22 protein-coding genes are annotated in these 22,543 nt (G+C 60.7%); 16 read left to right on the top strand and 6 right to left on the bottom strand.

Annotation, left to right across the window (positions count from 1 at the left end; all coding sequences use genetic code 11):
* Nucleotides 1–176: 176 nt before the first annotated feature.
* Together KBZ19_RS01720 and KBZ19_RS01715 are read left to right on the top strand one after the other, a co-directional pair.
* The gene (locus KBZ19_RS01720; protein ID WP_255099517.1) at nucleotides 177–2,429 is read left to right on the top strand and encodes an SDR family NAD(P)-dependent oxidoreductase; all 2,253 of its coding nucleotides are present in this window, start codon (nucleotides 177–179) and stop codon (nucleotides 2,427–2,429) included.
* Between the two features lie 2,034 nt (nucleotides 2,430–4,463).
* A complete protein-coding gene (locus KBZ19_RS01715; RefSeq protein ID WP_255099516.1) occupies nucleotides 4,464–4,670 on the top strand; it encodes a hypothetical protein in 207 nt (68 codons plus the stop codon).
* Between the two features lie 127 nt (nucleotides 4,671–4,797).
* Here KBZ19_RS01715 and KBZ19_RS01710 read toward each other — a convergent pair whose 3' ends face one another.
* The gene (locus KBZ19_RS01710; RefSeq protein WP_255099515.1) at nucleotides 4,798–5,478 is read right to left on the bottom strand and encodes a metallophosphoesterase family protein; all 681 of its coding nucleotides are present in this window, start codon (nucleotides 5,476–5,478) and stop codon (nucleotides 4,798–4,800) included.
* Entirely contained in the window at nucleotides 5,465–5,701 is a 237-nt protein-coding gene (locus KBZ19_RS01705) for a hypothetical protein (RefSeq protein WP_255099514.1), read from the bottom strand. Before KBZ19_RS01705 ends, KBZ19_RS01710 begins: the two co-directional genes overlap by 14 nt.
* Nucleotides 5,702–6,019: 318 nt before the next feature.
* On the opposite strand from KBZ19_RS01705, the gene KBZ19_RS15175 reads away from it, so the two are divergent.
* From KBZ19_RS15175 to KBZ19_RS01680, 6 genes are all read left to right on the top strand, one after another.
* The gene (locus KBZ19_RS15175) at nucleotides 6,020–6,508 is read left to right on the top strand and encodes a hypothetical protein (RefSeq protein WP_399220092.1); all 489 of its coding nucleotides are present in this window, start codon (nucleotides 6,020–6,022) and stop codon (nucleotides 6,506–6,508) included.
* 582 nt (nucleotides 6,509–7,090) lie between these two features.
* Nucleotides 7,091–7,282, top strand: coding sequence for a Thivi_2564 family membrane protein (locus tag KBZ19_RS01700; RefSeq protein ID WP_255099513.1), 192 nt, complete (start codon nucleotides 7,091–7,093; stop codon nucleotides 7,280–7,282).
* Nucleotides 7,283–7,372: 90 nt separating this feature from the next.
* Nucleotides 7,373–8,080, top strand: a complete 708-nt coding sequence (locus KBZ19_RS01695; RefSeq protein WP_255099512.1) for a cupin domain-containing protein — start codon at nucleotides 7,373–7,375, stop codon at nucleotides 8,078–8,080.
* Between the two features lie 82 nt (nucleotides 8,081–8,162).
* A complete protein-coding gene (locus KBZ19_RS01690) occupies nucleotides 8,163–8,552 on the top strand; it encodes a hypothetical protein (protein ID WP_094510868.1) in 390 nt (129 codons plus the stop codon).
* Nucleotides 8,553–9,106: 554 nt separating this feature from the next.
* Complete coding sequence (locus KBZ19_RS01685) at nucleotides 9,107–10,438, top strand: hemolysin family protein (protein ID WP_255099511.1); 1,332 nt, start codon at nucleotides 9,107–9,109, stop codon at nucleotides 10,436–10,438.
* 241 nt (nucleotides 10,439–10,679) lie between these two features.
* Nucleotides 10,680–10,802, top strand: a complete 123-nt coding sequence (locus tag KBZ19_RS01680) for a hypothetical protein (RefSeq protein WP_255099510.1) — start codon at nucleotides 10,680–10,682, stop codon at nucleotides 10,800–10,802.
* Between the two features lie 334 nt (nucleotides 10,803–11,136).
* Here KBZ19_RS01680 and KBZ19_RS01675 read toward each other — a convergent pair whose 3' ends face one another.
* Together KBZ19_RS01675 and KBZ19_RS01670 are read right to left on the bottom strand one after the other, a co-directional pair.
* On the bottom strand, nucleotides 11,137–11,808 hold the full coding sequence (locus KBZ19_RS01675) for a DedA family protein (protein ID WP_255099509.1): 672 nt from the start codon (nucleotides 11,806–11,808) through the stop codon (nucleotides 11,137–11,139).
* A gap of 10 nt (nucleotides 11,809–11,818) precedes the next feature.
* Nucleotides 11,819–14,620, bottom strand: a complete 2,802-nt coding sequence (locus tag KBZ19_RS01670) for a cation-translocating P-type ATPase (protein ID WP_399220073.1) — start codon at nucleotides 14,618–14,620, stop codon at nucleotides 11,819–11,821.
* 18 nt (nucleotides 14,621–14,638) lie between these two features.
* Between KBZ19_RS01670 and KBZ19_RS01665 the strand changes: the two genes are divergently transcribed.
* From KBZ19_RS01665 to KBZ19_RS01655, 3 genes are all read left to right on the top strand, one after another.
* Complete coding sequence (locus tag KBZ19_RS01665; protein WP_255099507.1) at nucleotides 14,639–15,799, top strand: cation:proton antiporter; 1,161 nt, start codon at nucleotides 14,639–14,641, stop codon at nucleotides 15,797–15,799.
* 67 nt (nucleotides 15,800–15,866) lie between these two features.
* The gene (locus tag KBZ19_RS01660; protein ID WP_255100025.1) at nucleotides 15,867–17,270 is read left to right on the top strand and encodes a TrkH family potassium uptake protein; all 1,404 of its coding nucleotides are present in this window, start codon (nucleotides 15,867–15,869) and stop codon (nucleotides 17,268–17,270) included.
* A gap of 115 nt (nucleotides 17,271–17,385) precedes the next feature.
* Nucleotides 17,386–18,171: a methyltransferase domain-containing protein gene (locus KBZ19_RS01655; protein ID WP_255099506.1), complete on the top strand. Its 786-nt coding sequence runs from the start codon at nucleotides 17,386–17,388 to the stop codon at nucleotides 18,169–18,171.
* A 10-nt stretch (nucleotides 18,172–18,181) separates the two neighbouring features.
* On the opposite strand, the gene KBZ19_RS01650 is transcribed toward KBZ19_RS01655, so the two are convergent.
* Nucleotides 18,182–19,090 carry a lipid kinase gene (locus KBZ19_RS01650; protein WP_255099505.1) on the bottom strand — a complete coding sequence of 303 codons (909 nt, stop codon included), beginning with the start codon at nucleotides 19,088–19,090 and terminating at the stop codon, nucleotides 18,182–18,184.
* Between the two features lie 503 nt (nucleotides 19,091–19,593).
* Here KBZ19_RS01650 and KBZ19_RS01645 point away from each other — a divergent pair.
* On the top strand, nucleotides 19,594–19,809 hold the full coding sequence (locus tag KBZ19_RS01645; protein ID WP_094510861.1) for a Nif11-like leader peptide family natural product precursor: 216 nt from the start codon (nucleotides 19,594–19,596) through the stop codon (nucleotides 19,807–19,809).
* 146 nt (nucleotides 19,810–19,955) lie between these two features.
* Here the strand turns inward: KBZ19_RS01645 and KBZ19_RS01640 are convergent, their stop codons facing one another.
* Nucleotides 19,956–20,342, bottom strand: a complete 387-nt coding sequence (locus tag KBZ19_RS01640) for a hypothetical protein (protein ID WP_094511058.1) — start codon at nucleotides 20,340–20,342, stop codon at nucleotides 19,956–19,958.
* Between the two features lie 96 nt (nucleotides 20,343–20,438).
* On the opposite strand from KBZ19_RS01640, the gene KBZ19_RS01635 reads away from it, so the two are divergent.
* From KBZ19_RS01635 to KBZ19_RS01620, 4 genes are all read left to right on the top strand, one after another.
* The gene (locus tag KBZ19_RS01635) at nucleotides 20,439–20,906 is read left to right on the top strand and encodes a TspO/MBR family protein (protein WP_255099504.1); all 468 of its coding nucleotides are present in this window, start codon (nucleotides 20,439–20,441) and stop codon (nucleotides 20,904–20,906) included.
* A gap of 16 nt (nucleotides 20,907–20,922) precedes the next feature.
* Nucleotides 20,923–21,582 (top strand): HD domain-containing protein, encoded by a 660-nt coding sequence (locus tag KBZ19_RS01630; protein WP_315856310.1) that lies wholly within the window; start codon nucleotides 20,923–20,925, stop codon nucleotides 21,580–21,582.
* A 207-nt stretch (nucleotides 21,583–21,789) separates the two neighbouring features.
* Nucleotides 21,790–21,930 carry a chlorophyll a/b-binding protein gene (locus KBZ19_RS01625; RefSeq protein ID WP_094510858.1) on the top strand — a complete coding sequence of 47 codons (141 nt, stop codon included), beginning with the start codon at nucleotides 21,790–21,792 and terminating at the stop codon, nucleotides 21,928–21,930.
* A gap of 299 nt (nucleotides 21,931–22,229) precedes the next feature.
* Nucleotides 22,230–22,466 (top strand): chlorophyll a/b-binding protein, encoded by a 237-nt coding sequence (locus KBZ19_RS01620; RefSeq protein ID WP_094510857.1) that lies wholly within the window; start codon nucleotides 22,230–22,232, stop codon nucleotides 22,464–22,466.
* The last annotated feature ends 77 nt before the right edge of the window (nucleotides 22,467–22,543 follow it).

Below are 22,543 nucleotides of genomic sequence, written 5' to 3'. Positions count from 1 at the left end.
TTCCTGACTCAAAGCGTGACTTCTATTCAAATCTATTCGCCAACTCAAGACACTTTTCAGCATTCAACTATTCAGTTACATCTCCAGATCAGACACTTCCTGTTTCCTTTGGAGGCGATCAGAAGATTCCCGAACGTGCCACGAATGCGGACTCTTCTACTGACTTTACTATCATATTGCACCTTGATCACTTTGGACAGAAGCTGACCAGTCTTGCTGACTTTGAGCCATCCAATGCTGTGTCTTCTTTGTGGACAGCATTTGACAATATCCGGAATCTTCTCTCCTCCTTCCCCATTCCTGGCAATGATTATCGCCTTGTATTGCTCCATCATGGCCAAGGTGATTTTGGCAGGCGATCTGCGAGCAACGCTCCATCTGGCTTCCCAACGTTCTTCCTAACCTATGTTTCGGCTCTGTCCGGAATGCTTAAGTCAATTACGTCCGAATATCCATCCGTTAAAACATCCGTAGTTGATATCTCTGATTCAGTCCTTCTCTCTGATAGCACACAATCCTATCTCGACTTCATCCTGTCACTTGATGAGCCTGAGAAGGAGTACTCAATCAACGAAGAAGGGCTGCATGTCCATACGATGATTCCTTGCCAACCTTCCAGCACTACTTCGGAAGGTACTTTACCCCCCGTATCTTTACCTTCTTGCATCTTGGCGATTGGTGGTGCTCGTGGTATCGCAGTTCCTGTCTTAGAGCAGCTTGGATCAAGGAATGCTTCCCTTGTAGTAACTGGTAGATCTGATATTAATCTTCCCCAATGGTATTCTCCCGGTAGTTCCGTGCCTCAGATCAGGTCTGAACTGATCAAGCTGCATAGAGACTCAGGTGAGGCCTTTACTCCAGCCTCCATTGAAAAGGAAGTGAGGAGGATTCTTTCTTCTGTTGAAGCTATTGCAACCCTTGATAGACTGTCCGATCTCTATGCATCAGTTGTCTATATCAAAGTAGACCTGCTTGACTCCAATTCTCATGCGTCGGTTATTTCTGAACTTAACGCCAAGGGCTTGCGAGTCGATACTATCATTAATGTAGCCGGTATTATTGAAGACTCATTGGTTGGCAAGAAGAAGCCTGATAGTTTTAACCGTGTCCTGTCAACAAAGATGAATTCGCTGAAGCTTGCTTTCCAAGTGTTAGAAGAGCATCCAGTCGCTAACGTAGTGAACTATGCATCGATTGCTGGCAAGACTGGCAACTATGGTCAAGCTGACTATTCTGCTGCCAATGAACTTCTAAACGCAGGTAGCTGGCTCTCTGCTCTCCTTCACCCTGGGCTCAAGGTTACTTCATTCAATTGGGGACCATGGGCTTCATCGGGCATGGCGACTCAAGAAGTTAATGATGCTTTTGCCGAACGCGGCATCATTCCCATTCCTCTTGACGTTGGCGCACAAAGTGTTGTATCAATCTTAACCAATCAATCTGAGCTTCCCCTTGAGGTTACATCAGGCCTGTATGACTCTACTAAGTTTACCCAATCCAACTTTGACATACAGCGCCTTTCTGAGTCTTACCCATTCTTGGGACAGCATTCAGTTTCGACCACGTCATCTACAGAGCATGGACAGCTCAAGGAGACTTATAAGTTCTATCTTGATCCTCACAGCCTTCCTTATATTTCCTCCCATCGAAAGTTCGGGCAACCTGTTCTGCCAGCTGCATCTTCCTGTACATTTGCCCTTGAAGCTTATCAACGCCACCTTGGGTCGAGTGCTCTCTCATTAGGTCGTACTGCCTTGCGTGTCACCACTGACGTTCTCTCAGGAATCGTCTTCAGTGACTTTACTCCTCGCCAGCTTCTCTTTGAAGCCAATGTCGCAGATAATCAACCTTTCACCTGCAGCTTAAGGGATCATCGTTCAAAGCGCTATTCTTACCGAACTCAAGTAGAACAAGTACCTCATCCAAACATTAGTAGCAAGCTTTTATCCTCTCTATCCAGGTCCAGCAATGATGGCCAACCTCCTCTTAGTGTCAGTCAGAGTGATGCCTATGATAGGTATCTGTTCCATGACGGTGTGATGACTGTCATTAGTGGTACCTCCTTGATCTTCCAAGATACTGAGGTGATTGTCTCTGCTTTGAAGTCTCATGGTACCCGTGGGCTACTAGGCGTAGATTCCGCTGCCGAAGGTTTTCTTGATCCATCTCTGCTTGATGGACTTCTTCAGATGGGTCTCATCATCCTCCGTGATCTCTACCAAACTAGTGCTCTGCCTAATCGCCTTGTTGTCGATGTTTATGCTGCTCCAGTCCACGGCAAGCAGTATTTAGCTACCGGACGCATCGTGGAGGTCAACGCTGTTACTAGCAAAGCCTATTATGAAGGACTTATTACTTCGGAGGATGGTACTCCTCTTCTTTGCCTTTCCCATGCAGAAATGACCCATTCTCCAAGCATGATTGATTAGGCTTTCTGTCTACCCCCCTCCCCTTCCTTTCGCTCTATTGTGGCGACTCTCCTTCTGTCTTTATCCTCAGGCTCATAGGCTGCCTGAATAGCGGTTCTATCTTCTTTGTCGTAGTCTTCAGTCTTCAGCACCTTTCGCATTGAACTTCGAATGTTGCTCTCCCTGTAGTCTTTTGATTTCTCCGAGTCGTTGCCCAAGTCCTTGTGTCCCTTCTTTCCGTACCCAATCACGTCAGAAGCCCTTTTGTTTCTATAGCTTCGCATCACCTCTGGTCTTTCTGATTGCTTTCTCTTCAGTCGACTAAGACCTATGTCTCAGCAGTCATTCTCTTATTGACGCACTGTTCTTGAGCCGTGAGTCTGTCTCGATTGACCTCTGATCATCTCTTGTCGTGTCTGGTCAGTGTCGATTCTTTGGCTCCCTAAGCCAGGCTGGCCTTATGGAACAACTTCCGATTCTTTTCTATTGTTATTCTTGTCATTATCTTTTTCCAAGTCACTGTCGCTTCTGCTGACATCAGGTGGTTGCTCAACCTTTTGTTTGATCCCATCGATGAGTGTATCCACCAGGCTCGCTTGCGGGTTTGTGAGGTTTTGTTTGTTTACTGCATCTCCCCATTTGTTAGTCGGACAGGGAGTACTGTCTCTTTCGGCTTATGACTAACCGGCAGTGCTTAGACTTAGTGACTACCTCTAAGCATCTTCGGTGATCTCACCTCTTGCTTTTCCTTTGTACTTCTAGACAACAGTACACAGGTCATTAGGGTATTGGCTTGGTGCGTTTTTCCCTCCATCTTGATGTCCGGACTCAACGCGTGTAGCCAAAGCTACCAGACAGTTCATTGATGACGAAACCCACCAGACCCGTTCGCCAGGTTCAGCGCACAGTTGATACCAAAGGCCGTGGATCTCTGCCTCCACCTGTGGATTCCTTTCCAGCAACACCACTGCTCAGCGCCTTGGCCTCACCCCAGCAGCCTGCACCGCCGGATACGGCAGGGCCGCATCGCTTGCAGCCACCTGGGCTTTTAACACCACGTTTTGCGTATCAGCGAAGAGCTCGTTGAGTTCACACGGCTACACCTGCCAGACCGCGAGCTCAGGAGGGAGACGGACTGCTCAGGTTGGCTGAATCGCCATTCGTCCTACCCCCCAGGGCTTCCGCTTGCGGCCGGTGCAGCTGCTGCCAAGAGGTTTTGCCTGATCGATGAGCTCACTTGGTTTTCTTCAGAGGCAAGGCTCTGCCGGCAGCAAGGGAGGCCCGGCGGACCATCCGACGCGAGGCCGCGACGCTAACCCCTGACATTGATCAAGCGTCTTTCTACGTCGCGTCTGTCTGTTCGCATCCCATAGCCGCACAACCCAGTGGCACCCTGTCTCGCTGGCAGCCTTCGCGCAGCAGATCTTCAGGCGCTGATCTGTGAGCCGCTGCTCCCCCGGCGCCATCTGCTCTGGATCCTCCGTCTAGTCTACCGGCGGCTGAGCCTTGATGGCTGGCACTTCAATCCCAGAGGAGAGCCATGCAAACGGTTTGACTATGGCTGCAGCGACCCCTTTCGCGTTGTCGAGACTGCCTAAGGTCAGAGGACAGATCAAGGCACGAATGCTGCTGTGTTCCAATCTCCCGCAGTACGTCTGAGAGACTGACTTTCACTGCGGCCAGAGGCTGGCTTGCCGACTGTTGATTCTTCTGTGCTTGCTGGATGACCAGAGCCTTGTCTGTCTGTCCGTTTATGGCAGCCGACGCTGCAAGTCTGTTGATGTGATTCCTACGATTGGGAATGGACGACCCCACTTCCTCCTGTCCGGGGTTAACGATAGAGGGCCCGGCACTGACCACTCGAAGGCACCCACTCCAGTCCGGGACGATGTCGTTGGCTGAAGTCAGGCTTCCATCCCGCCATCAGGCCACTGGTGGTACTACCTTTGCAACGCCCCACAGCTGTCTATGACCAGGCTTCTCCCCGTCAGTCTCTGTGTGACTTTCACCTTGCTTGCAGGCTGCGGTCGTCCAGATGGTCAGGCTCTCCAGAAGTTGGCCTGCGAGCAGGTCGCCAGCTCAATCGACCTGCAATCCGTCGGACAACTCGACGCGCTGCGCAAGGCACTCGGGTTGGCACCCGGCGTTGATCCCCTGCAAACCTGCCGTGACCTTGGGGTGAAGATGGAGCCCACACCCCAGCCTGACAACAGCTCCTCCGAGCAGGGCAACGCCGAAGTAGGCGGCGGCAACGAGAACTGAACTGCGGCCGGCTTTCCTTACCGATCAGTTGTTGGCTGTTGGACGCGTTGTTGACTTGGCGGCAGCTGTTTGGTGCCCTCTCTCTGGTGTGAGATCAGTGGTTTCAGTGCAGATCTGATCCACGTCTTTATTGACGCCTGCTCCCCCTTCGTCTGGGTTGATCCATGGGGCTGCCCGGCTTCGTGGCGGGCTCAATCCTTAGCGCCGTCAATCTGCCACTCAGATAGGCCCCCGTATCAATCCCGATGCGGTGCGGCAGGTGGGTGATCTGGAAATCGTTGCGGAATGTGTGGCCGTGCACCACGGTGTACGGAAGCCCATGGGGCTTGGAGAGAAAGGGCTTGCGGATCCAGATCAGATCCTCGAAGGCCTGGCGCTCCAGCGGCACCCCTGGCCGCACGCCGGCATGCACAAACAGATAGCCGCCGCGAATCGCCGTGACCGGCAACTGTTCGAACCACTCCCGGTGTTCGCTCGCCAGTGGCAGGAGCGCGGGTTCGCCGCCGTTGTAACGCCATCGATCGTAAGCCGGCCCTGCTTTCGATTCCGCTAATGACTCGAGCAGCATCTGCTCATGGTTGCCCCGCAGCACGGTCACACCCGCCAGGCCGTAGGCCGCCGGGTTGTCCTGCAGCTGCCAGACCCGCTCCAGCACCTTGCGATCGCCGTCCGGTTCAGGCGCTCGATCGATCAGATCCCCCAGGAAGATCAGCTCCACGCCGGAGTTCAGGTGTGGGGTGAGTTCCTGCTCGAGCAGGGAGGCGCAGCCATGCACATCTCCGATCGCCACCACATCAGGACTGCTCATCGTCCCCCTCATCGAGGTTGGTTCTGGAGCACAGCGACTCTCGGCTTAGGCGCTTGCGGCTGAGCTTGGGATCGTTCAGCATCAGTGACAGCTTTTCGTGAACCATCTCCAGTTCCTTGTTGATTTCGTATGAGGCGGGCATCTTCAACAGGCTTGCGCGCAGATTACTCAGACTGAGGGTTGCGGTGCCGTGATCGCCTCGATCGAGTTCCTCGCTTGTCACTCACGGCAGGTGCAGGTGCTCGACAAGGCTCTGGCGCTCGCCGCTGCCGGACGCCTCCCAGGCCAGCCGCATGCTGAGGATCTCCTGGTTGGGAACCAGCCGGGCAGATTGAGCTGCAGGCCCAGGTTGAGCTCCTCCCCGGCGCGAAGGTTGGGGAGCTGGTGATTACCGACACCGTTGGTTTTGAGGTCGTTGAGCAGATCCACCACCTCAGCACTGATCAGCCACCACTGTCACCTCGTCGTCGAAACTGACGTTGGCGAGACGCTCACGGTTGCTATTCTCCCCGGCCAGCGCCCGCAGCTCGACCCGCTGCTGGTGGCGTCCCACTACGCCGGGCCCCTGCACTCGATCGGCGTCGACGTGACCGCCTCTGGGCTGGCGGCCCTGATCGAGCTTGCCATGCACTGGGCCGCTGCGCCGCGCCGGCGAACCGTGTGGGTCGTGACCTTCGATCAGGAGGAATGGGGGAGGCTCGCCACCAGCGTGCTGGAGCTTGAACTCAAGGCCAGAGGCCAGAAACTGCCGCTGATGGTGAGACTGGAGATGATCGCTTACACCAGCGCCACTCTGAGCTGGGCTGGGTGGGCCTGCTTCCGGTGCCGGGGTTCACCTCAGCGTTGGGTTCGGGGCGCCGGCCGCTGGGGTGTACTGGCGCTGAGGGGCGCTTTCTGTGGTGCCGTGAGGTGCTTCGGGAGGCTTCGCAGGCCCCGACGATCTGGCGGACACTTCAAGCTGCAGCGAGCGCTGCAGGCGACAAGGAGCCGTCATGTCAGCATGATCGGGGGTAGAGGTGGGCAGCGATGACAGACCCCGGCTGAGGCAGGTTCTGAACAGAGAATGATCGGCGGCCATGCCATCAGTGCTTCTGTGTTGTTCTTGGATTCAGCTGCGAAGGCATCCACTTGGTTGATCAGCCTCTGCCGTTATCAGACTGCTGCTGTTGTGAGACTGATGCTGTGATCAGATCCGTGCGGCGAATTGGATTCATGGTGTGATCGGATCTTTCCGTCCCTTGTGAGGGATGGGGAGTGTGAAGCCTGTGGGTGGAGCACGCAGCCTCGGGTCACCCTGATGAGTCCTTGCTTCTGTTCATGAATCAAGGAAAGGTGCTGTGCCTTGCTTACGTCTTTGCGAGCGTGGCTTCCTCGTCTAATTGTGGCCTGCTGCACATCTGCCGCCTGTCTGCCTCCTATCTGCAGCATCCTCTTAGAGTTGATCCCCTGGCTTCTCGCTTCTTCACTGGCTTCGTTGACTGAACGGGCAAAGGTATGGCTAGAGATGGAATGGGCATGGTGATGGAGCTGCCAAGAGAGCCACCTCTGGTTCTTGCAATGCAAGCTCCTTATCGGCTCTGTTCATGACGCTCGTACTCTGGAAAGTGATCCAATGACGCTGATTGCGCTTCTCGTTACACTCATCGTTGTGGGGGTGTTGTTGTGGCTGGTTAACAACTACATTCCGATGGATAGCAAGATCAAGAACATTCTCAACATTGTTGTTGTCATTGCTGTCGTCATCTGGCTGCTCAATCTGCTGGGCCTGACGGACAACCTGCGTGGCATCCGCGTGGGGAGTTAGGCGCTGGCCGGGGTGGGCTTGGTGACGCACGGGGGTTGCGGTGAGCGTGTTGGCACCCAGGCGTCTGCCGGGATCCAGCAGAATCAGGCCATGGATCTCCATGCTGATCTGAGCCGGCCCGTGGTGCTCGACACCCACGCCCTCCCCTGGATTCCCTCGCCGATGCCGGGTGTGGAGCGGCGCCTGCTCGACCGGCAGGGTGAGGAAGTGGCGCGGGCCACCTCCTTGGTGCGTTATGCACCAGGCAGCCACTTTCCCCCCCATCGCCATGGCGGCGGCGAGGAGTTCCTGGTGCTTGAGGGCACCTTTTCAGATGAGCTGGGCGATTACGCCGCCGGCAGCTACCTGCGCAATCCGGTGGGCTCCAGCCATGCACCGTTCAGCGTGGCGGGTTGCACGATCCTGGTGAAGCTGCAGCAGATGCATCCGGCCGATCAGCAGCGCGTCTGCATCGACACCCGCAGCACCTGTTGGCTGCCTGGCCTTGTGGAAGGGCTTGAGGTGCTGCCACTGCATGCGTACGGCTCCGAACATGTGGCCCTGGTGCGTTGGGCACCCGGCACGGTGTTCCAGCTGCACGGTCATCCCGGTGGCGAGGAGATCTTCGTGCTGGAGGGGGTGTTCCAGGACGAGCACGGCACATACCCGGCTGGTAGCTGGTTGCGCCACCCCCCAGGCAGTGTGCACAGGCCCTGGAGTGAGACTGGCTGCACGATCTGGGTGAAGACCGGCCATCTGCCAGTCACCTGCGGACCGGATGGTGCGCTGAGCTCAGCCCCCACGACACCCGTGGCATGAGCCACAGGTTGGCTGCAGCACACCCGTGACCGTGCCCGCCTAGCGCGCTGTGCCTAGCCTGAGGCAATTCCGCCAGGTGGCCATGGCTGTGGTGAACCGCTGCGCGGTGGGGGTCTACCCCAGTGAGCAATTGCTGGATTGGGCCCGGAGGCTGGAGCTGGAGGTGGATGCGGCAGGAGCCCGGGAGCCCTGCTTGTACCTGATCCCCGATTACGACACACAGGAGGAGGCTGAGGAAATCCTCGCGGAGGTGTACGAGGCGATCTTTGAAGCGGAGCTGGATTACTGGCACCGCGACATCGGGGCCTGGCCGGCTGAGCGCACCTACCCGGTGTTCCGCAAGTGGTTTGATGTGCGCTTCTACCCCCTGATCCAGGATCTGGTGGCCGATGAACTCACGGCCACCGAACTGGACGACGAGTTGGTGGGCACCATCACCACAGCATTGGAAGGAATGGCGAAGGCGCCTTGAGGGACTGGGCAAGCGTGTGGTTGCCGATGACCTGAAGCGAGCGCTTTGCTGTGAGCATTGCCCTGATGGGAGCACTGCGATCTAAAGCATGGGCTGTGTGAAGTTTGCCAGGGGGAAACTTGCTACTGGAAATGTGCTTTAGCTGTCGGTCTGCTGTTGCTTCCAAGGTGGTGCCGATGGCCTGGTAACTTCAACGTGCTGTTGCTGTCTCTCGCTTTACTCGGTCCTCGGCACTGTTGATCATGGGCACTGTTGATCATGGGCAGTGTTGATCATCATCGGGTGGCTGTCATCGAGTTCGCCTGGATGTCGGGTTCCAGTACGAGACATGCATCCGATTGGTGGTAGAAGCTGCGCAGATCAGCTGGGTTGTTCAGGTGCGGCATCCCTGTGGAATGATCGAACCTGCTCTTCTGCTGCAACCTTCAGTTTCTCTGATCGCGTTGATGATGCGTGATTCTGGTCATACTGGAGGCGCCAGGAAGCCATGGCCATCCGGGCAAAGCCATGCACCTATCTGTAGAATCGATCCATCGTGAGCTTTTCCCCCCTGCTTGGCGCTGGAGATTCTGTTCATCCTGTTGCTGATCGTGGCCAACGGGATCTTTTCTGGCTCTGAGATCGCGATTGTTTCGGCGCGCAAGGTGCGGCTGCAGCAACTGGCCGATAAGGGGAGCAGGCCGGCGCGTATCGCCCTGCGCCTGGCGGAAACGCCGAACGATTTTCTTTCCACGGTGCAGATCGGCATCACCCTGATCGGCGTGCTCAGTGGTGCTGTGGCTGGCGCCACGGTGGCGCAGAAGCTCAAACCCTTCGTTGATCAGCTTCCGGCTCTGCGGCCCTACAGCGAAGGGCTGAGCGTCACGCTGGTGGTGGCTTTGATCACCTACCTCTCTCTGGTGATCGGCGAGCTGCTGCCCAAGCGCATCGCCCTCACCCATCCGGAGAGGATCGCCTGCACCATCGCGCCGGCCATGCGAACCCTTTCGCGGTTGAGCGCGCCCGCCGTGCATCTGCTTGGTGCCTCCACCGATGGCCTGCTCAGGGCTCTGCATGTGTCCGCCAGCACCGAGCCCGACATCACCGAGGAGGAGATCAAGGCATTGATTCGCCAGGGGGCAGATTCCGGTGTGTTCGAGCCCACGGAGCACGACATGGTGCAGCGGGTGTTGCGGTTGGGTGATCGCACCATCAAGACGATGATGACCCCACGCACTGACATCCAGTGGCTTGATCTGGAAGCAACGGAGGAGGAGATTCTCGCTGACGTACAGGATTCGAACCACTCCCGCTTTCCGGTGGGCCGTGGCAGCCTTGACGACTGCGCCGGCATTGTGCGCGTGCGCAGTTTGCTCAACGCCCAGCTGGGGCGTGAGCCGCTGGATCTCGAGGCCTTGTGCCAGCCACCGCTCTACATCGCCGAATCGAGCCGTGCTCTGAGTGTGCTGGAGCAGTTCAAGCGCGCGGGCATCCATATCGCCCTGGTTACCGATGAATATGGCGGCGTGGAAGGGCTGGTGACCCTCAACGATCTGATGGAAGGCATCGTGGGCGATCTGCCCGACCTCGACGATAACGAAGATCCTTCCTTTGTGACGCGAGAGGATGGCTCCTGGCTGGTGGATGGCAGCCTGGATATCAACGCCTTTGATGACCGCATCGGCACGGAATTGCTCAGCTCCGATGAGCAGCCCACTTATCACACCCTCGCTGGATTTGTGATTCATGCCCTGGAGAGGATTCCCAGATCCTCGGATCACTTCCTCTGGCTGGGCTACCGCTTTGAAGTGGTGGACATGGACGGCAACCGCGTGGACAAGGTGCTCGTGACGCCACCGGTGAAGCCCCCTGCCAGCAGTGATCCATCCGGTGATCTTGACGGCTAAACGTGGCCATTGCCTCGGATCTGGTGCTGCGGCGCCCCTGGGCTGCGTGGTGATGGTTGCTGCTGCGATGGCTGCCATTGGGCTGCCAAACTGAATCAGCGATTGACCTATCAACGTGGCCTGTGAACGCTGCGGTTGCCGCATGATCACCAAAGCGAACCACGCGAAGGGATTGTTGATCTGTGCGGACTGTGGCCACCGTGTGGCTCAGGTCCAGCAACGGCAGACGCTGGGCAGTTGGTTGGCCGCCAGCTTTTTGTTGCTCTTCCTGATGGCGCTGGTGGTGATCACCGCCAGGCTTGAACCCAGCGTCTCCAGCGATCTGGAATTGGAACCCGTCAAGGGGCGCTCAAGGGGAGAGTGATTCAGGCTGTGGCCCCCCGGAACACTCACGCCACTCACTGCGTGATCACTCGCTTCTTGAGTAAAGCCCCTTTGCCTTCCTGCACTGTTCGCAGCGACAGGCTGAGCCGTGCCAGGTTCCCCTGCTATACAACAGCGCGCCAACTCCGTCTATCCGCCTGCTGGCTGCTCTCCCTGAATCAGCCAGCATTCCCTTTAAGAGTTCCGTTGGCAGCTTCGTGATCGGTTGTCTGTGCTCTTTGCTCGTTGGCCTGTGATCGGTGACCCGTGATCAGTGACCCGTGATCAGTGGTTCGCGATCGATGATCTGTGAATGATTACGAGTTGGTGAGTGATCACCTGGAGTTTTTTCGCAGCAGTCGGGCCAGCGCCCACACCCCCATGGAGGCAATCAGCACGAGCAGTAGCTGGACCACGAAGCTGCCCATGGGTGCGATCCATAGCAGGATCTGGCGGTAGTTCGCTCCCAGCACCATTCCTGACGTCACCAGAACCAGGATCCAGATCAGGCTGCCCGCACTGGTCCAGAACAGAAACGAACCCTGTGGCATCAGTTCAATGCCGGCCGGTATGGAGACAAAGGGCCGGATTCCAGGGATCATCCGGCCCCAGAACACCACCGCTGGCCCATGGATGGAAAACCAGCGGCGGCTGGCGGCCAGATCGGCTGCCCTGAGCCCGAACCAGCGGCCGTGCCGGCCAATCAGATGTTCCAGCCTCTGCTCGTTCACCAGGCGACCGATCCCGTACCAGAAGCAGGCCCCGAGCAACGTGCCGATCAAGGCGGCAACCACAACGGGAACGAACTCAAGCTTGCCCTGCTGAATCAAAAACCCGCTGAGTGGCATCACCAACTCGGAGGGGATCGGCGGGATCACGTTCTCCAGCAGCAAGACAAGAGCGATGAGCACATACCCCTGCAGCGGGTTGGTTTCGGCTGTGTCTGCGATCAGTGCGAGAAAGGATTCGGCCCAGCGGTGCAACCCACTGGCGGCAGGTTGCACCATTCCATGAATCTCAGGCATCGGCATGGGCACGGCGGCGCCAGAGCCGCCACAGCTTTTCAATCTCCAGATAGGAGAAGAAGATCAGGCTGAAGCCAACGCAGATGGCCAGATCCTGCAGGCTGAGCGGAGTGGTTTCGAAGAACTTCGACAGGAACGGCACATACAGCAGGGCCATCTGCAGGCCGGTGGTGAGTACCACAGCCCAGATCAGCCAGGGATTGGAGAATGGGTTGATCTGCACCAGCGGCAGATCGCTGCGGGCGGCCAGGGCATGGCCCATCTGGGCCAGGCAGAGGGTGGTGAACACCATCGTCTTCCACGGGGCTCCCGACCCAGCGGCGTAAACCATCAGCACGATGGTGATCACAGCGAAGACCACGCCGATCCGCAGGATATAACTGCCGATGCCGCGGGCAAAGATCGACTCGCCAGGTTCTGCCGGTGGCCGTTGCATCAGCCCTTCCTCGCCGGGCTCCAAAGCCAGTGCCAGGGCAGGAACGCCATCGGTCACCAGGTTCATCCAGAGGATCTGCAGCGGCGAGAGTGGAACGCCCACCATGCCCAGCAGTGGGGCGGAGGCAATCGTGATCAGCTCGCCGACGTTGCTGCCGAGGATGTATTTCACGAAGCGGCGGATGTTGGCGTAGACCAGCCTTCCCTCTTCCACCGCATTCACGATGGTGGCGAAGTTGTCGTCGAGCAGCACCATGTCGGAGGCTTCCTTGCTGACCTCCGTGCCGGTGATGCCCATCGCCACGCCGATATGGGCCTGCTTCAGGGCCGGAGCGTCGTTGACGCCGTCGCCTGTCATGGCCACCACCTGGCCATTGGCCTGCAGGGCTTTCACGATCCTCAGCTTCTGCTCGGGAGGAACACGGGCATAAACACTGCAGCGGCTCACCACCTCCTGGAGCCTCGCATCGTTGAACTGCTCCAGCTCCCGGCCCAGCACCACCTCGGCGTTCGCATCCACGAGGCCGATTCCTTGCCCGATGGCCCGGGCGGTGAGCGGGTGATCCCCCGTGATCATCACGGGCCGGATGCCGGCTTCCCGGCAGCGGGCCACAGCCTCAGCCACTTCCGGTCGGGCTGGATCGAGCTGGGCCATCAACCCCAGCAACACCTGGTGATCCAGCGACTGCTCCGGGCTGGTGTGATGGGGAGCGCAGGCGAAGGCCAGCACCCGCAGGCCTGAAGCCGCCAGCTGACGTGCCTGCTCCACCCACCACTGCCGCTGCGGATCGCTCAACACCGCCACGCCATGGTTGCCGATCCAGCGGTCGCAGGAGCCAAGAATCACCTCAGGCGCGCCCTTGGTGATCAACAACGTGCTGGAGCCTTTGCTCACATCTCCCAGGGGCTGTTGCAGGGTGCCAGTGGTGTCGTCCACCCACACCGCCATCAGCTGACGTTCCGAGCTGAAGGGAATCTCGGCCTTGCGTTTGTAGTGGCTGCGCAAGGCGAAGCCATCGAGGCTGGCCTTGCTGGCCGCCACCACCAGCGCCCCCTCGGTGGGATCCCCGAGTACGTCCCAGCTGCCGTCCTCTTCCTTCTTCAGTTCGGCGTCGCTGCAGAGCACGCCGGCTGCCAGCAGCAGGTCCCGGGCGCCAGCGGTGATGCCAGGCACGGCTCCTTCAGGCGGCGCGAGTTCGGACACCGTGAAGGAGCCGTGGGGGTCATAGCCTCTGCCGCTGACCGCAATCGACTGACTGCCGCAACGCAGCTCCTCCACAACCTGGCGGTTCAAGGTGAGGGTGCCGGTCTTGTCGGTGCAGATCACCGTGACCGAGCCCAGTGCCTCCACCGCGGGCAGGCGGCGGATCAGGGCAGCCCGTTGCACCATGCGCTGGGTGCCGATCGCCAGAGTGACCGTGATCACGGCGGGCAGACCCTCCGGCACGATCGCCACGGCCATGCTCAGCGCCACCTCCAGCAGCCCCAGCAGCGGCTGCCCCAGCAACCAGCCACCCAGCACCACCAGCGCCACCAGCGCCAGCGCGGAACCCACCAGCACATTGGCCAGCCCATCGAGCCGTTCCTGCAGCGGCGTGGTTTCGCCACCAGCGGAGTTGATCAATTCAGCGATCTGGCCCAGCTCCGTGCCCATGCCGGTGGCGGTGACCACCGCCGTGCCCCGACCCCGCACCACTTCGGTGCCCTGAAACAGGCAGTTCTGGCGCTCCAACACCGGCGTGGCGGCCTCCATCACCAGATCCGCCTTTTTGAACACCGCTTCGGCTTCACCGGTGAGGGCCGCCTCGCGCAGCCCCAGCTCAGCCACCTCCATCAGGCGGGCATCGGCAGGCACGCGGTCGCCCGCTTCCATGCGGATCAGATCGCCGGGCACCAGTTGCTCGCTTGGCAGCCGTTCCCAATGGCCATCGCGGCGCACCGTGACCAACGGCTGGGCCATCTCGCGCAGCGCCAGCAGCGCCGTCTGGGCGCGGCTTTCCTGCAGGTAGCCCAGCAGGGCGTTGAGCCCCACGATCAGCACAATCGCGATCGCATCCTTCGGGAAGCGCTGGGCCGAGAACGCAATGGCGGCCGACACTGCGGCAACGGCCAGCAGCATGATCAGCATCACGTTGCTGAGCTGATCCCAGAGAATGCGCATGTTGCTGCGGCCAGGCGCCAGCTCCAGCTTGTTCGGCCCCAACCGGGCCAGCCGTTCGGCGGTCTGGGCGGTGCTCAGACCCTCAGCCGTGGCCTCCAGCTGCTGGAGGCACTCCTTCACAGTGAGGTTGTGCCATGCAGGCGAATCAATGCGGCTCAAGGAAGGCACGGGGCGATCAGCCGAAAACACTAAGCGCATTTTCTGACTCACAGGCCCATGCCGACCCTGCTCACAACCCTGCTGGTGCTGCTCACGGGCGTGCTGGCAGCTCGCGTTTCAGCGGGCCGGCTGGTGGCCTGGGCGGTGCCTGCCATCGTGCTGGAGCTGGCGGTGGGCTTCATCCTCGGGAACACGGTGTTGCCGTTCGAGGCGATCCGGCCGCTCAGCGGCATCACCGAGCTGGGGGTGTTGACCCTCTTCTTTCAGGTGGGGCTGGAGGTGCGCGGCGATGTGCTCTCGGCGCGGCGCAATGCCGTGCTGCGCACGGTGGCACTCAGCTTTCTGGCTCCCCTGCTGGCCTACCTGCCGCTGAGCCAGGGTTTCGGGCTGGCCAGAAGCGAGACCCTCCTCTGTCTGGCGGTGCTCAGTGCCACGGGAACAGGGGTGACCCTGAGAGTGCTGGCCCTCGGCCAGGGGCTTCAGACCCCCTCGGGTCGCCTGCTGGTGGGGGTTTCCGTGCTCGACGATCTGCCGGCCATCGCCTTGCTGTCGGTGGCGATGGCCAGCGCAGGCGTGCCGATGGGTGGCGCAGGGCTGGCGGTGCCCGGCCCGCTGCTCGGCCTTGCCGCCGCCGCCGTGAGCTACTGGGCGGTGGGCCTCTGGGCCCGGCACCGCCGCGAACGGCCCACCGCACCGCTCTCGATCCTGCTGGTGTTGATCGGGTCGTCGTGGTTGGGAGAGGCCAGCGGCCTCACCTCCCTGCTGGGGGCTCTCTGGGGTGGTGTGCTGCTGGCCCGGCTCAGCCCGCCGCAAGCGGAGGTGAACCGCACCCTGGCCGTGCTCTCGGATGTGTTCCTGCCGCTGTATTTCATCAGCGTGGGGATGCGAATCCCGGCGGCGACCCTGCTGGATCCCCAGGCCTGGAGCCTCGCCGCCGCCCTGGTGGGGATGGCGGTGCTCACCAAGCTCCTCTGCGGCCTGGGCATCACGGCGGCCGACCGCGCCGCTGGGGTGGACCGCTGGCTGGTGGTGTTCGGCCTGATCCCCAGGGGCCTGCCTGGACTGGTGTTCGCCACCACGGCGCTCGGCGCCGGGGTGATCAATGCGTCACAGTTTTCCGCCTTGGTGATCATGGTGACGCTCACCACGGTGCTGGGTCTGTTGCTGCTGGAGCGCCGCCTGGCTTTCGTGCGCAGGGCGGCTGAGAATCCTTCGTGAGGGGTGAGCCATGCGGCAGTGATCGCTCCAGTACGTTGATCGTCGCTTGAATTCCCCTGAGCCGGTGATGGTGCATTCGGTTCATCAGCTATGGGGACGCCTGCTCGCCTGGCGGCACCGTCTCACGGTGCCGCAGTTCACGGTGGTGACCGGCGGCTTGGTGATTGCGTTGGGCACAGTGCTGCTGGCCTCGCCGCTCTGCTCCAGCGACGACGTGGGCCTTTGGCAGGCTCTGTTCACCGTGACCTCGGCGATCACGGTGACGGGTCTGTCGATCATCGATGTGGGCAAGGATCTCACGCTCTTCGGCCAGATGACCCTGGCAGGGCTGATGATCACAGGCGGGCTTGGCCTGATGGCGATCACCACCTTCTTGCAAGGGTTTGTGCAGGGCCGCTCTGGTCTGCGCCATCGCCTCGACAAGGGACGCATGCTGGATGAGTTTGGGGTAGGCGGGATCGGCCCCACCTTTCACCGGATCCTGATCACAGCCGGCTGTGTGATGGGAGTGGGCACGCTGATTCTGTTCTTCTTTGGCTTCACCGATATCACCAACGTTGGTGAACGCTTCTGGGCCTCAATGTTTCACTGCATCAGTGCCTACAACAACGCAGGTTTTGGGCTGTGGGCCGACAACCTGGTGGGCTACAAGGGAAATCCGGTGGTCAATGGTGTGATCGGCAGCCTGATCGTCGTCGGCGGTATCGGTTGGCGGGTCACCAATGATCTGTGGGAGAACCGCTCCCGCCTCAGACGGATGCGCCGCCTCTCCCTCCATACCAGGCTGGTGCTGCGCAGCACCCTGCTGCTGATCTCCATCGGGGCACTGGGCCTGCTGTTCACCGAACAGTTTGCTCCTGATGGTGTGGTGATGACCCTCGGCCTGTGGGAGAAGCTTCAGGTCACCATTTTTCAATCGATCACCACACGCACCGCAGGCTTCAACACCGTGCCGCTTTCGATCGAGACACTTTCGGATGCAGGCTTGCTGCTGATGATCGTGTTGATGTTCATCGGCGCCAGCCCAGGCGGCACGGGTGGGGGCATCAAAACCACCACCTTCGTTCTGCTCATGGGCACCACCCGTTCGATGCTTGAGGGCCGCAAGGATGTGGTCATTGGGCGGCACGAGATCCCCGCGTCGATTGTGTTCAAATGCGTTGGCGTCGCTCTGGCTTCCGGCCTGTTCGTGATCCTGATGACCCTGCTTCTCGGGCTCGGGCCAACAACGGCTGGAGAACCAACAGCTCAGTCTTTCAATTTCCTTGAAAAGCTGTTCACCTGCATGTCAGCCTTTTGCACCGTTGGACTGGATGTCGGTGTTACTGCCAATCTCAATCGTTGGGGCCAGTTGGTGCTGATGGTGGGCATGTTTGTGGGTCGATTGGGAATCATGCTGCTGCTTCAGTCCCTCTATGGCAGCAGGCCTCCTTCCCGGGTGGGCTACCCCCAGCAGGAGGTCTTCATTTGACGTTGGAAGCTGTTCCGCACCACTTCGAGCCGCGGTGCCTGTCCGCGCACCTGATGCTGCTGCTGCTGCCGGTGGCATGGTTGGGTGAGCAGCTGGATCCCACCGAGGCACGGCCATGACCGACATCCCCTCCGTGCCGTTGCCCATTGGCTTCCGGGATGTGGATGCCACTGCACCGGAGGCGTGCGTCCGCTGCCTCGATTGCCTGCACCAGTTGCCTGCCGGCCGTGCCTACAAGGCCCGCGCGCTCGCCGCGCTGCAGCTCGTGCCCGGATGCACCGCGCTCGATGTGGCCTGCGGCCTCGGCGACGATGTGGTCCAGATGGTGGCTGCCGGCGCGCGTGCCGTTGGCGCCGACTGCAGCCGCACGCTGCTGGCTGCCGCCCAGACGCGCCACAGCGCCACAGCGGCCAGCTTCCAGCTGGCGGATGCCAAGGCCCTGCGATTTGTCTCCGGCAGCTTTGATGCGGTGCGCATCGACCGGGCACTGCAACACATCGCGCAGCCGGAACTGGTGGTGAAGGAGATGGCCCGCGTCACCCGCCGGGGCGGGGTGGTGCTGTGCGCTGAACCCGATTGGGGCACGTTCCTGCTGGGTGGTCCCCACAGCGGGGTGAGTGAGCGCATCCAGCACGACTGGATCCGTTCGTTCCAGAACCCCTGGATCGGCCGCGCCCTGCCCGACCTGCTGAGCGCTGCCGGTGTGGGAGAGCTGCAACGCGAGGAGATCTGGCTGCCCACCCACGGATTCGCGGAATCGGATCTGCTCTTCGGCATTGAGGACAATGCCCGCAAGCTCGCCGCTGAGCAACCTGAGGCGCTGGACTGGCTTGAGCACTACCGCGACGGCGAGGCCTACGCGGGCGTGCTGATGCTGATCAGCTGGGGGCGGAAGCTGTAAGCGGCTGGCGTCACTCGTCCGCCGTCGAGGTGGGCGCCGGCACAAACACGTCGAGCACGGCGGGGCACAGCTCAAACAGGGCAGGGGTTTTGGTGGTGACCTCTCCGTCGGTGTTGACGCGCTTCCGCAATCGCGTGTGCGCCTCGAAGGTTCTGCCCTGCCAGCGGTGGATGCCGAAACGGGAGTTGCCACGTCCAGACTTCAACGCCGGCAGCACGAAGAAGAGTTGCCACCAATGGGGGATTTCCAGGCTGTAGAGATCCAGCCGCTGGTCGTCGATGGCGGCATCCTTCACCACGGTGAGCCCACCGCCGTAGAACACTCCGTTGCCTACGGCGATCTGCAGGGTACGGCGATGGAGGATCTGCTCCCCATCGATATGGATCTCGGCATCGAAACGTCGCAGCGTCAGCAACGCCTTCGCCGCCGCGATCCCATAGGCAAGGATTCCCCAGCGCTTCTTGAGGTCTTTGGAGAGCGCATCTGTGATCTTGATGCTCAACCCGCAACTGGCCACGTTGAAGAAATACTTGCCATTCACCCGGCCAAGGTCGATGGTCTGGCGATGTCCGTTGGCTACCACGCTGCAGGCCTCGGCCAGCGTCAGAGGCAGATTCAGGGTGCGGGCCAGGTCGTTGGCCGTGCCCAGGGGCAGGAGGCCCAGGGGAAGGTTTGTCTCCAGCAGCGCATCGATCGCCAGGTTCAAGGTGCCGTCGCCACCGCCGATCACCACAGCAGACACCTCGTCCTGGTGCCAACGAATGCAGTGCGAAAAATCTTCTGACCGCATCACCTGACCGATGATGTATCTCACGCCCAGAGAGTTGAAGGCCGCCACCACCTCACCGAACCGTTCAAGCCCCTGCTTGGAGTGAAGATTGATCAACAGGAGGATGGGTTTTCCCGATCTGTCTGCCATGGCGTGGCGTATGGATCAAGTCGCTGATCGACTGTAGGGGTGGCTGAGGAATTGTGTGCCGCCCGGCCAAACAGAACACGACCAGGTTGTATCGAGCAAGTGAGTCCTCAGCCAAGACGTGCAACAGCGAGCAACGCAACGACTGAGAAGGCATCACCTGCTGAGTCATCACCTGCTGCATCATCACTCGCTGAGCCATCACCGGCTTGAGACATCAGACATTCAGTGACATCAACCCAGCCCGCCCCTAACCAGCCCCAATGTCACAGCTTCCAGACCATCCTCTCAACGATTGCTAGGTAGGCCTTGTCTTCGGTTTGCGTTTGCCTGCCTTCGTTCACACCTTTCGCCTGTGAGCACTAGGGATCACCATGGCCAGAGCCCCTCCAGGATCTGCGCCCGCTGCGCCATGCACCGAGCCCTGCTTCCGCCTGCACCTGACCTCGCCGTCAGATGCCGTCACATGCCGTCAGGGACAATGCTGGCAGGTTGGCTTGGGCCCCATGTCGCGCGAACAGCTCAAGGCCTTTCTCCTCCGCATGCAGAACGACGCGGCGTTGAAGCAGCAGGTGCTGGCGGCTTCCACAGCCGACGACGTGGCTCAGATCGCCATCAAGCTGGGTTTTGAGTTCTCAGGGGACGAGCTGCTGCGGGCGTCCGGCCAGAAATTCGACAAGGTGACGGTACGCAAGAACGACGTGCCTGGTGAATACAGCTGAGAGCGGAACACACCCTCGGGCCTGCATGGAACCGATCCTGCGGCCGCCACAGAGATCACAACAAGGCCGAGCACAACAAGGCCCAGCACAGCAAGGCCCAGCACTGTGAGCCCCTGCATCCAACGTCATCCCTTCCTTCTGAGCCTTCACAGTGCCGTGAAGGTGAGCGGTTCGTAGCGGGCCAGGCTCAGCCGCCAAAGTCCTTCGCCCCGTTGGCGCAGCTGATCGAGCAGCACCGCGGTGTCGCCATCGCGGATCCAGCGGGCCTTGAGTGCTGGCAGCTGCTCCTGCATCACTGCCAGAGGGAGCTGCAGCAGCAGCAGGCTGGCGTCGCCGCCGCAACGGCTCATCGGCTGTGCGTCGCTGCGCTGCCACAGGCGGACCAGCAGCTCCAGGGCCAGGGTCTTGCCCGGCTCGCCCGGGCCTGAGCCTGGGGCGATCGCTTCCTTCTGTGAGAGGCCATTGAGCGGCATGGCCCGCTGACCTCCTTGCTCGAGCAGGGCCAGACAGATCAGATAGGGCGCATCAGCCACGGCAGCATCCACAGACTCCGGGTCCAGCTTGGGCGGTCGCGGTGGGGCCCACGTGGCGAAGGGCGCGCCAGGCTGGAGCGGACTGTTTCGAGCGCCATGGTCGCTGCCCTGCTGATCCTGCTGGTGATGGTGGCAGTGGGGGTGCTGCTCAACCCCGGACCGGACCAGTTCGCCTGGTTCATCCGCCTGCGCCGTCCCGCCTGGCTCACCTTTGAGCGCCTGATTCCGGCGATCTGGGTGGCGATCTACGCCTGCTTCTATGCCTCGGCGCTGCTGGCCTGGGATGCCAGCCGGAGCTGGGGGCTGATGGCGGGCTACTTCGGGCTTCTGGTCTTGGTTCAGAGCTACACCTGGCTGATCTGCCGCACGCGCCGCCTCGCCAACGGCACCGCTGTGGGTTTCGCCGGCTGGGTGTGGGGTCTGGCGCTCACCGTGGTGGTGTTGCAGATGTCAGGGCTGGCAGCCCTGCTGCTGGTGCCATATCTGCTCTGGAGCCCGGTCGGCACCTTCGTGACCTGGCAGATGCAGCAGCTCAATAGCGGACGCCCCCAACGCTTTGAGTGACCCCGCGCAGCCCATCGTGATCACGAGCCGCTACAGCCAGGCCCTGCTCTGGGCCGATGAACTGCACCGCCCCCAGCGCCGCAAGGGCAAGCCGAACGTGCCGTACATCTCCCACCTGATCGCCGTCAGCGCCCTGGTCTGGGAAGACGGCGGCGATGAAGATCAGGCCATTGCGGCGCTGCTGCACGACGCCATCGAAGATGTGGGCGTCAGCCAGCACCAGATCGCCGCGCCGTTTGGCGAGCGGGTCGGGCGCATGGTGGCGGATTGCACGGACACCAGCGTGGCTGTGGTGGCGGGCGGAGAAGAGGAGCCCTGGATCCTGCGCAAGACGCGCTATGTGGAGCACCTGCAGACCGTGTCGCTGGATTCTCTGCTGGTGACCGCCGCCGACAAGGCCCACAACGCCCAGGACATGGTGCTGGATGCCCGCCGCAAGTCCGACAGCTGGACCCGCTTCAACGCCGGTCTCGATGGCACTGTCTGGTACCTGCAGCAGATCCATCACACCCTCAACCAGCGCCTGCCCCACAGCCGCTCGAATGAACGGCTGGGCGAAGCGCTCAAGGAAATGATGGGCAGTGAGGCCTACCTCCGCCTGGTTCCTGCTGGGGTGGCAGCTGAGGACTGGGCCGGTAGCTACCTGGAACGGCTAACGGCGGACTCTCTCTTCTGAGTGAGCTGGCTGCGGGAATTGGGCTGCGGAGTGGGTTGAGGGGCTGGGCCGTGCCGATCCCCATGGCAGAGCGCTGCAGAGGAACGGTTGGAGCTGCTGGTTCGATCGGATCGGCGTGATCGGATCGGAGGCCAGCCCGTGTTCGTCGGCCGGCCGCCCACCCCCTTCACAATCTGTTACAGTCAATGAAACATTCCGCAACACCCCATGGCTGAATCCTCCCGCTTCGGTTTTGTCGCCTTCGCCGAAACCTGGAATGGCCGCCTGGCCATGCTCGGCTTCGTGATCGGGCTCGGCACCGAGTTGCTCACCGGTCAGGGCATCCTTTCCCAGCTCGGCCTCTCCTGATCGTCATGGACACCGATTACACCGCTTCGATCGCCGCTGTCTTCGCCCTCGTGGTGGTGCTCACCGGCATGGTGACCTTCATGCTCACCCGCCCCAGCGACCTCGCCTCGAAAAGCCAATGACCGCCACCATCGCTCTCGTTCTGTTTGGCACCTGGTTGGTGGGCGCCCTGCTCCAGCCCGCTCCGGCTTCCGACTGACGGCCGGTTTCGGGCTGACCTTTTCTTCCTCGCCAGACCTGCGGCTCCCCGGCTCACGTTCCTTTTTCTCCCGCTCTCCCGATCCCCCGCCCCTCCAGCCATGACCAACACCCCCATCAACGCCCGTTACGCCCCTGAGCGGGATGAGCAGCAGCTGCACATGGAGCAGCTCCAGCGCGCCGAACGTTTCAATGGCCGCGCCGCGATGCTCGGCATCGTGATCGGCATCCTCACCGAGGCCCTCACCGGCGCCGGCATCGCCCACCAGATCGGCCTCGGTCCGCTCGTCGACGGTTACGTCGCCTGCCGCACCCAGTTCCTGCCGTTCTGCTTCTGAGCCCGGCTGCCTGCTCGTGCTCAGGCCTGGGCAGGCTTTCCTACCGGTGAAGTGTCTTTTGCCTGGCACAGTGGAAC

It is taken from the genome of Synechococcus sp. L2F (genome assembly GCF_024345695.1).
GTDB lineage: Bacteria > Cyanobacteriota > Cyanobacteriia > PCC-6307 > Cyanobiaceae > MW101C3.
This window is presented reverse-complemented; position numbering and strand designations above follow the sequence as displayed.

Bases quoted from the DNA above. Each gene is read 5' to 3' on its own strand.
- KBZ19_RS01710 (WP_255099515.1), bottom strand. From the start codon at position 5,478: ATGAGCAGTCCTGATGTGGTGGCGATCGGAGATGTGCATGGCTGCGCC.
- KBZ19_RS01620 (WP_094510857.1), top strand. From the start codon at position 22,230: ATGACCAACACCCCCATCAACGCCCGTTACGCCCCTGAGCGGGATGAG.
- KBZ19_RS01655 (WP_255099506.1), top strand. From the start codon at position 17,386: ATGACCGACATCCCCTCCGTGCCGTTGCCCATTGGCTTCCGGGATGTG.
- KBZ19_RS01675 (WP_255099509.1), bottom strand. From the start codon at position 11,808: ATGGTGCAACCTGCCGCCAGTGGGTTGCACCGCTGGGCCGAATCCTTT.
- KBZ19_RS01665 (WP_255099507.1), top strand. From the start codon at position 14,639: ATGCCGACCCTGCTCACAACCCTGCTGGTGCTGCTCACGGGCGTGCTG.
- KBZ19_RS01650 (WP_255099505.1), bottom strand. From the start codon at position 19,090: ATGGCAGACAGATCGGGAAAACCCATCCTCCTGTTGATCAATCTTCAC.
- KBZ19_RS01690 (WP_094510868.1), top strand. From the start codon at position 8,163: ATGGCTGTGGTGAACCGCTGCGCGGTGGGGGTCTACCCCAGTGAGCAA.
- KBZ19_RS01670 (WP_399220073.1), bottom strand. From the start codon at position 14,620: ATGCGCTTAGTGTTTTCGGCTGATCGCCCCGTGCCTTCCTTGAGCCGC.
- KBZ19_RS01625 (WP_094510858.1), top strand. From the start codon at position 21,790: ATGGCTGAATCCTCCCGCTTCGGTTTTGTCGCCTTCGCCGAAACCTGG.
- KBZ19_RS01695 (WP_255099512.1), top strand. From the start codon at position 7,373: ATGGATCTCCATGCTGATCTGAGCCGGCCCGTGGTGCTCGACACCCAC.
- KBZ19_RS01645 (WP_094510861.1), top strand. From the start codon at position 19,594: ATGTCGCGCGAACAGCTCAAGGCCTTTCTCCTCCGCATGCAGAACGAC.
- KBZ19_RS01660 (WP_255100025.1), top strand. From the start codon at position 15,867: ATGGTGCATTCGGTTCATCAGCTATGGGGACGCCTGCTCGCCTGGCGG.
- KBZ19_RS01700 (WP_255099513.1), top strand. From the start codon at position 7,091: ATGACGCTGATTGCGCTTCTCGTTACACTCATCGTTGTGGGGGTGTTG.
- KBZ19_RS01635 (WP_255099504.1), top strand. From the start codon at position 20,439: ATGGTCGCTGCCCTGCTGATCCTGCTGGTGATGGTGGCAGTGGGGGTG.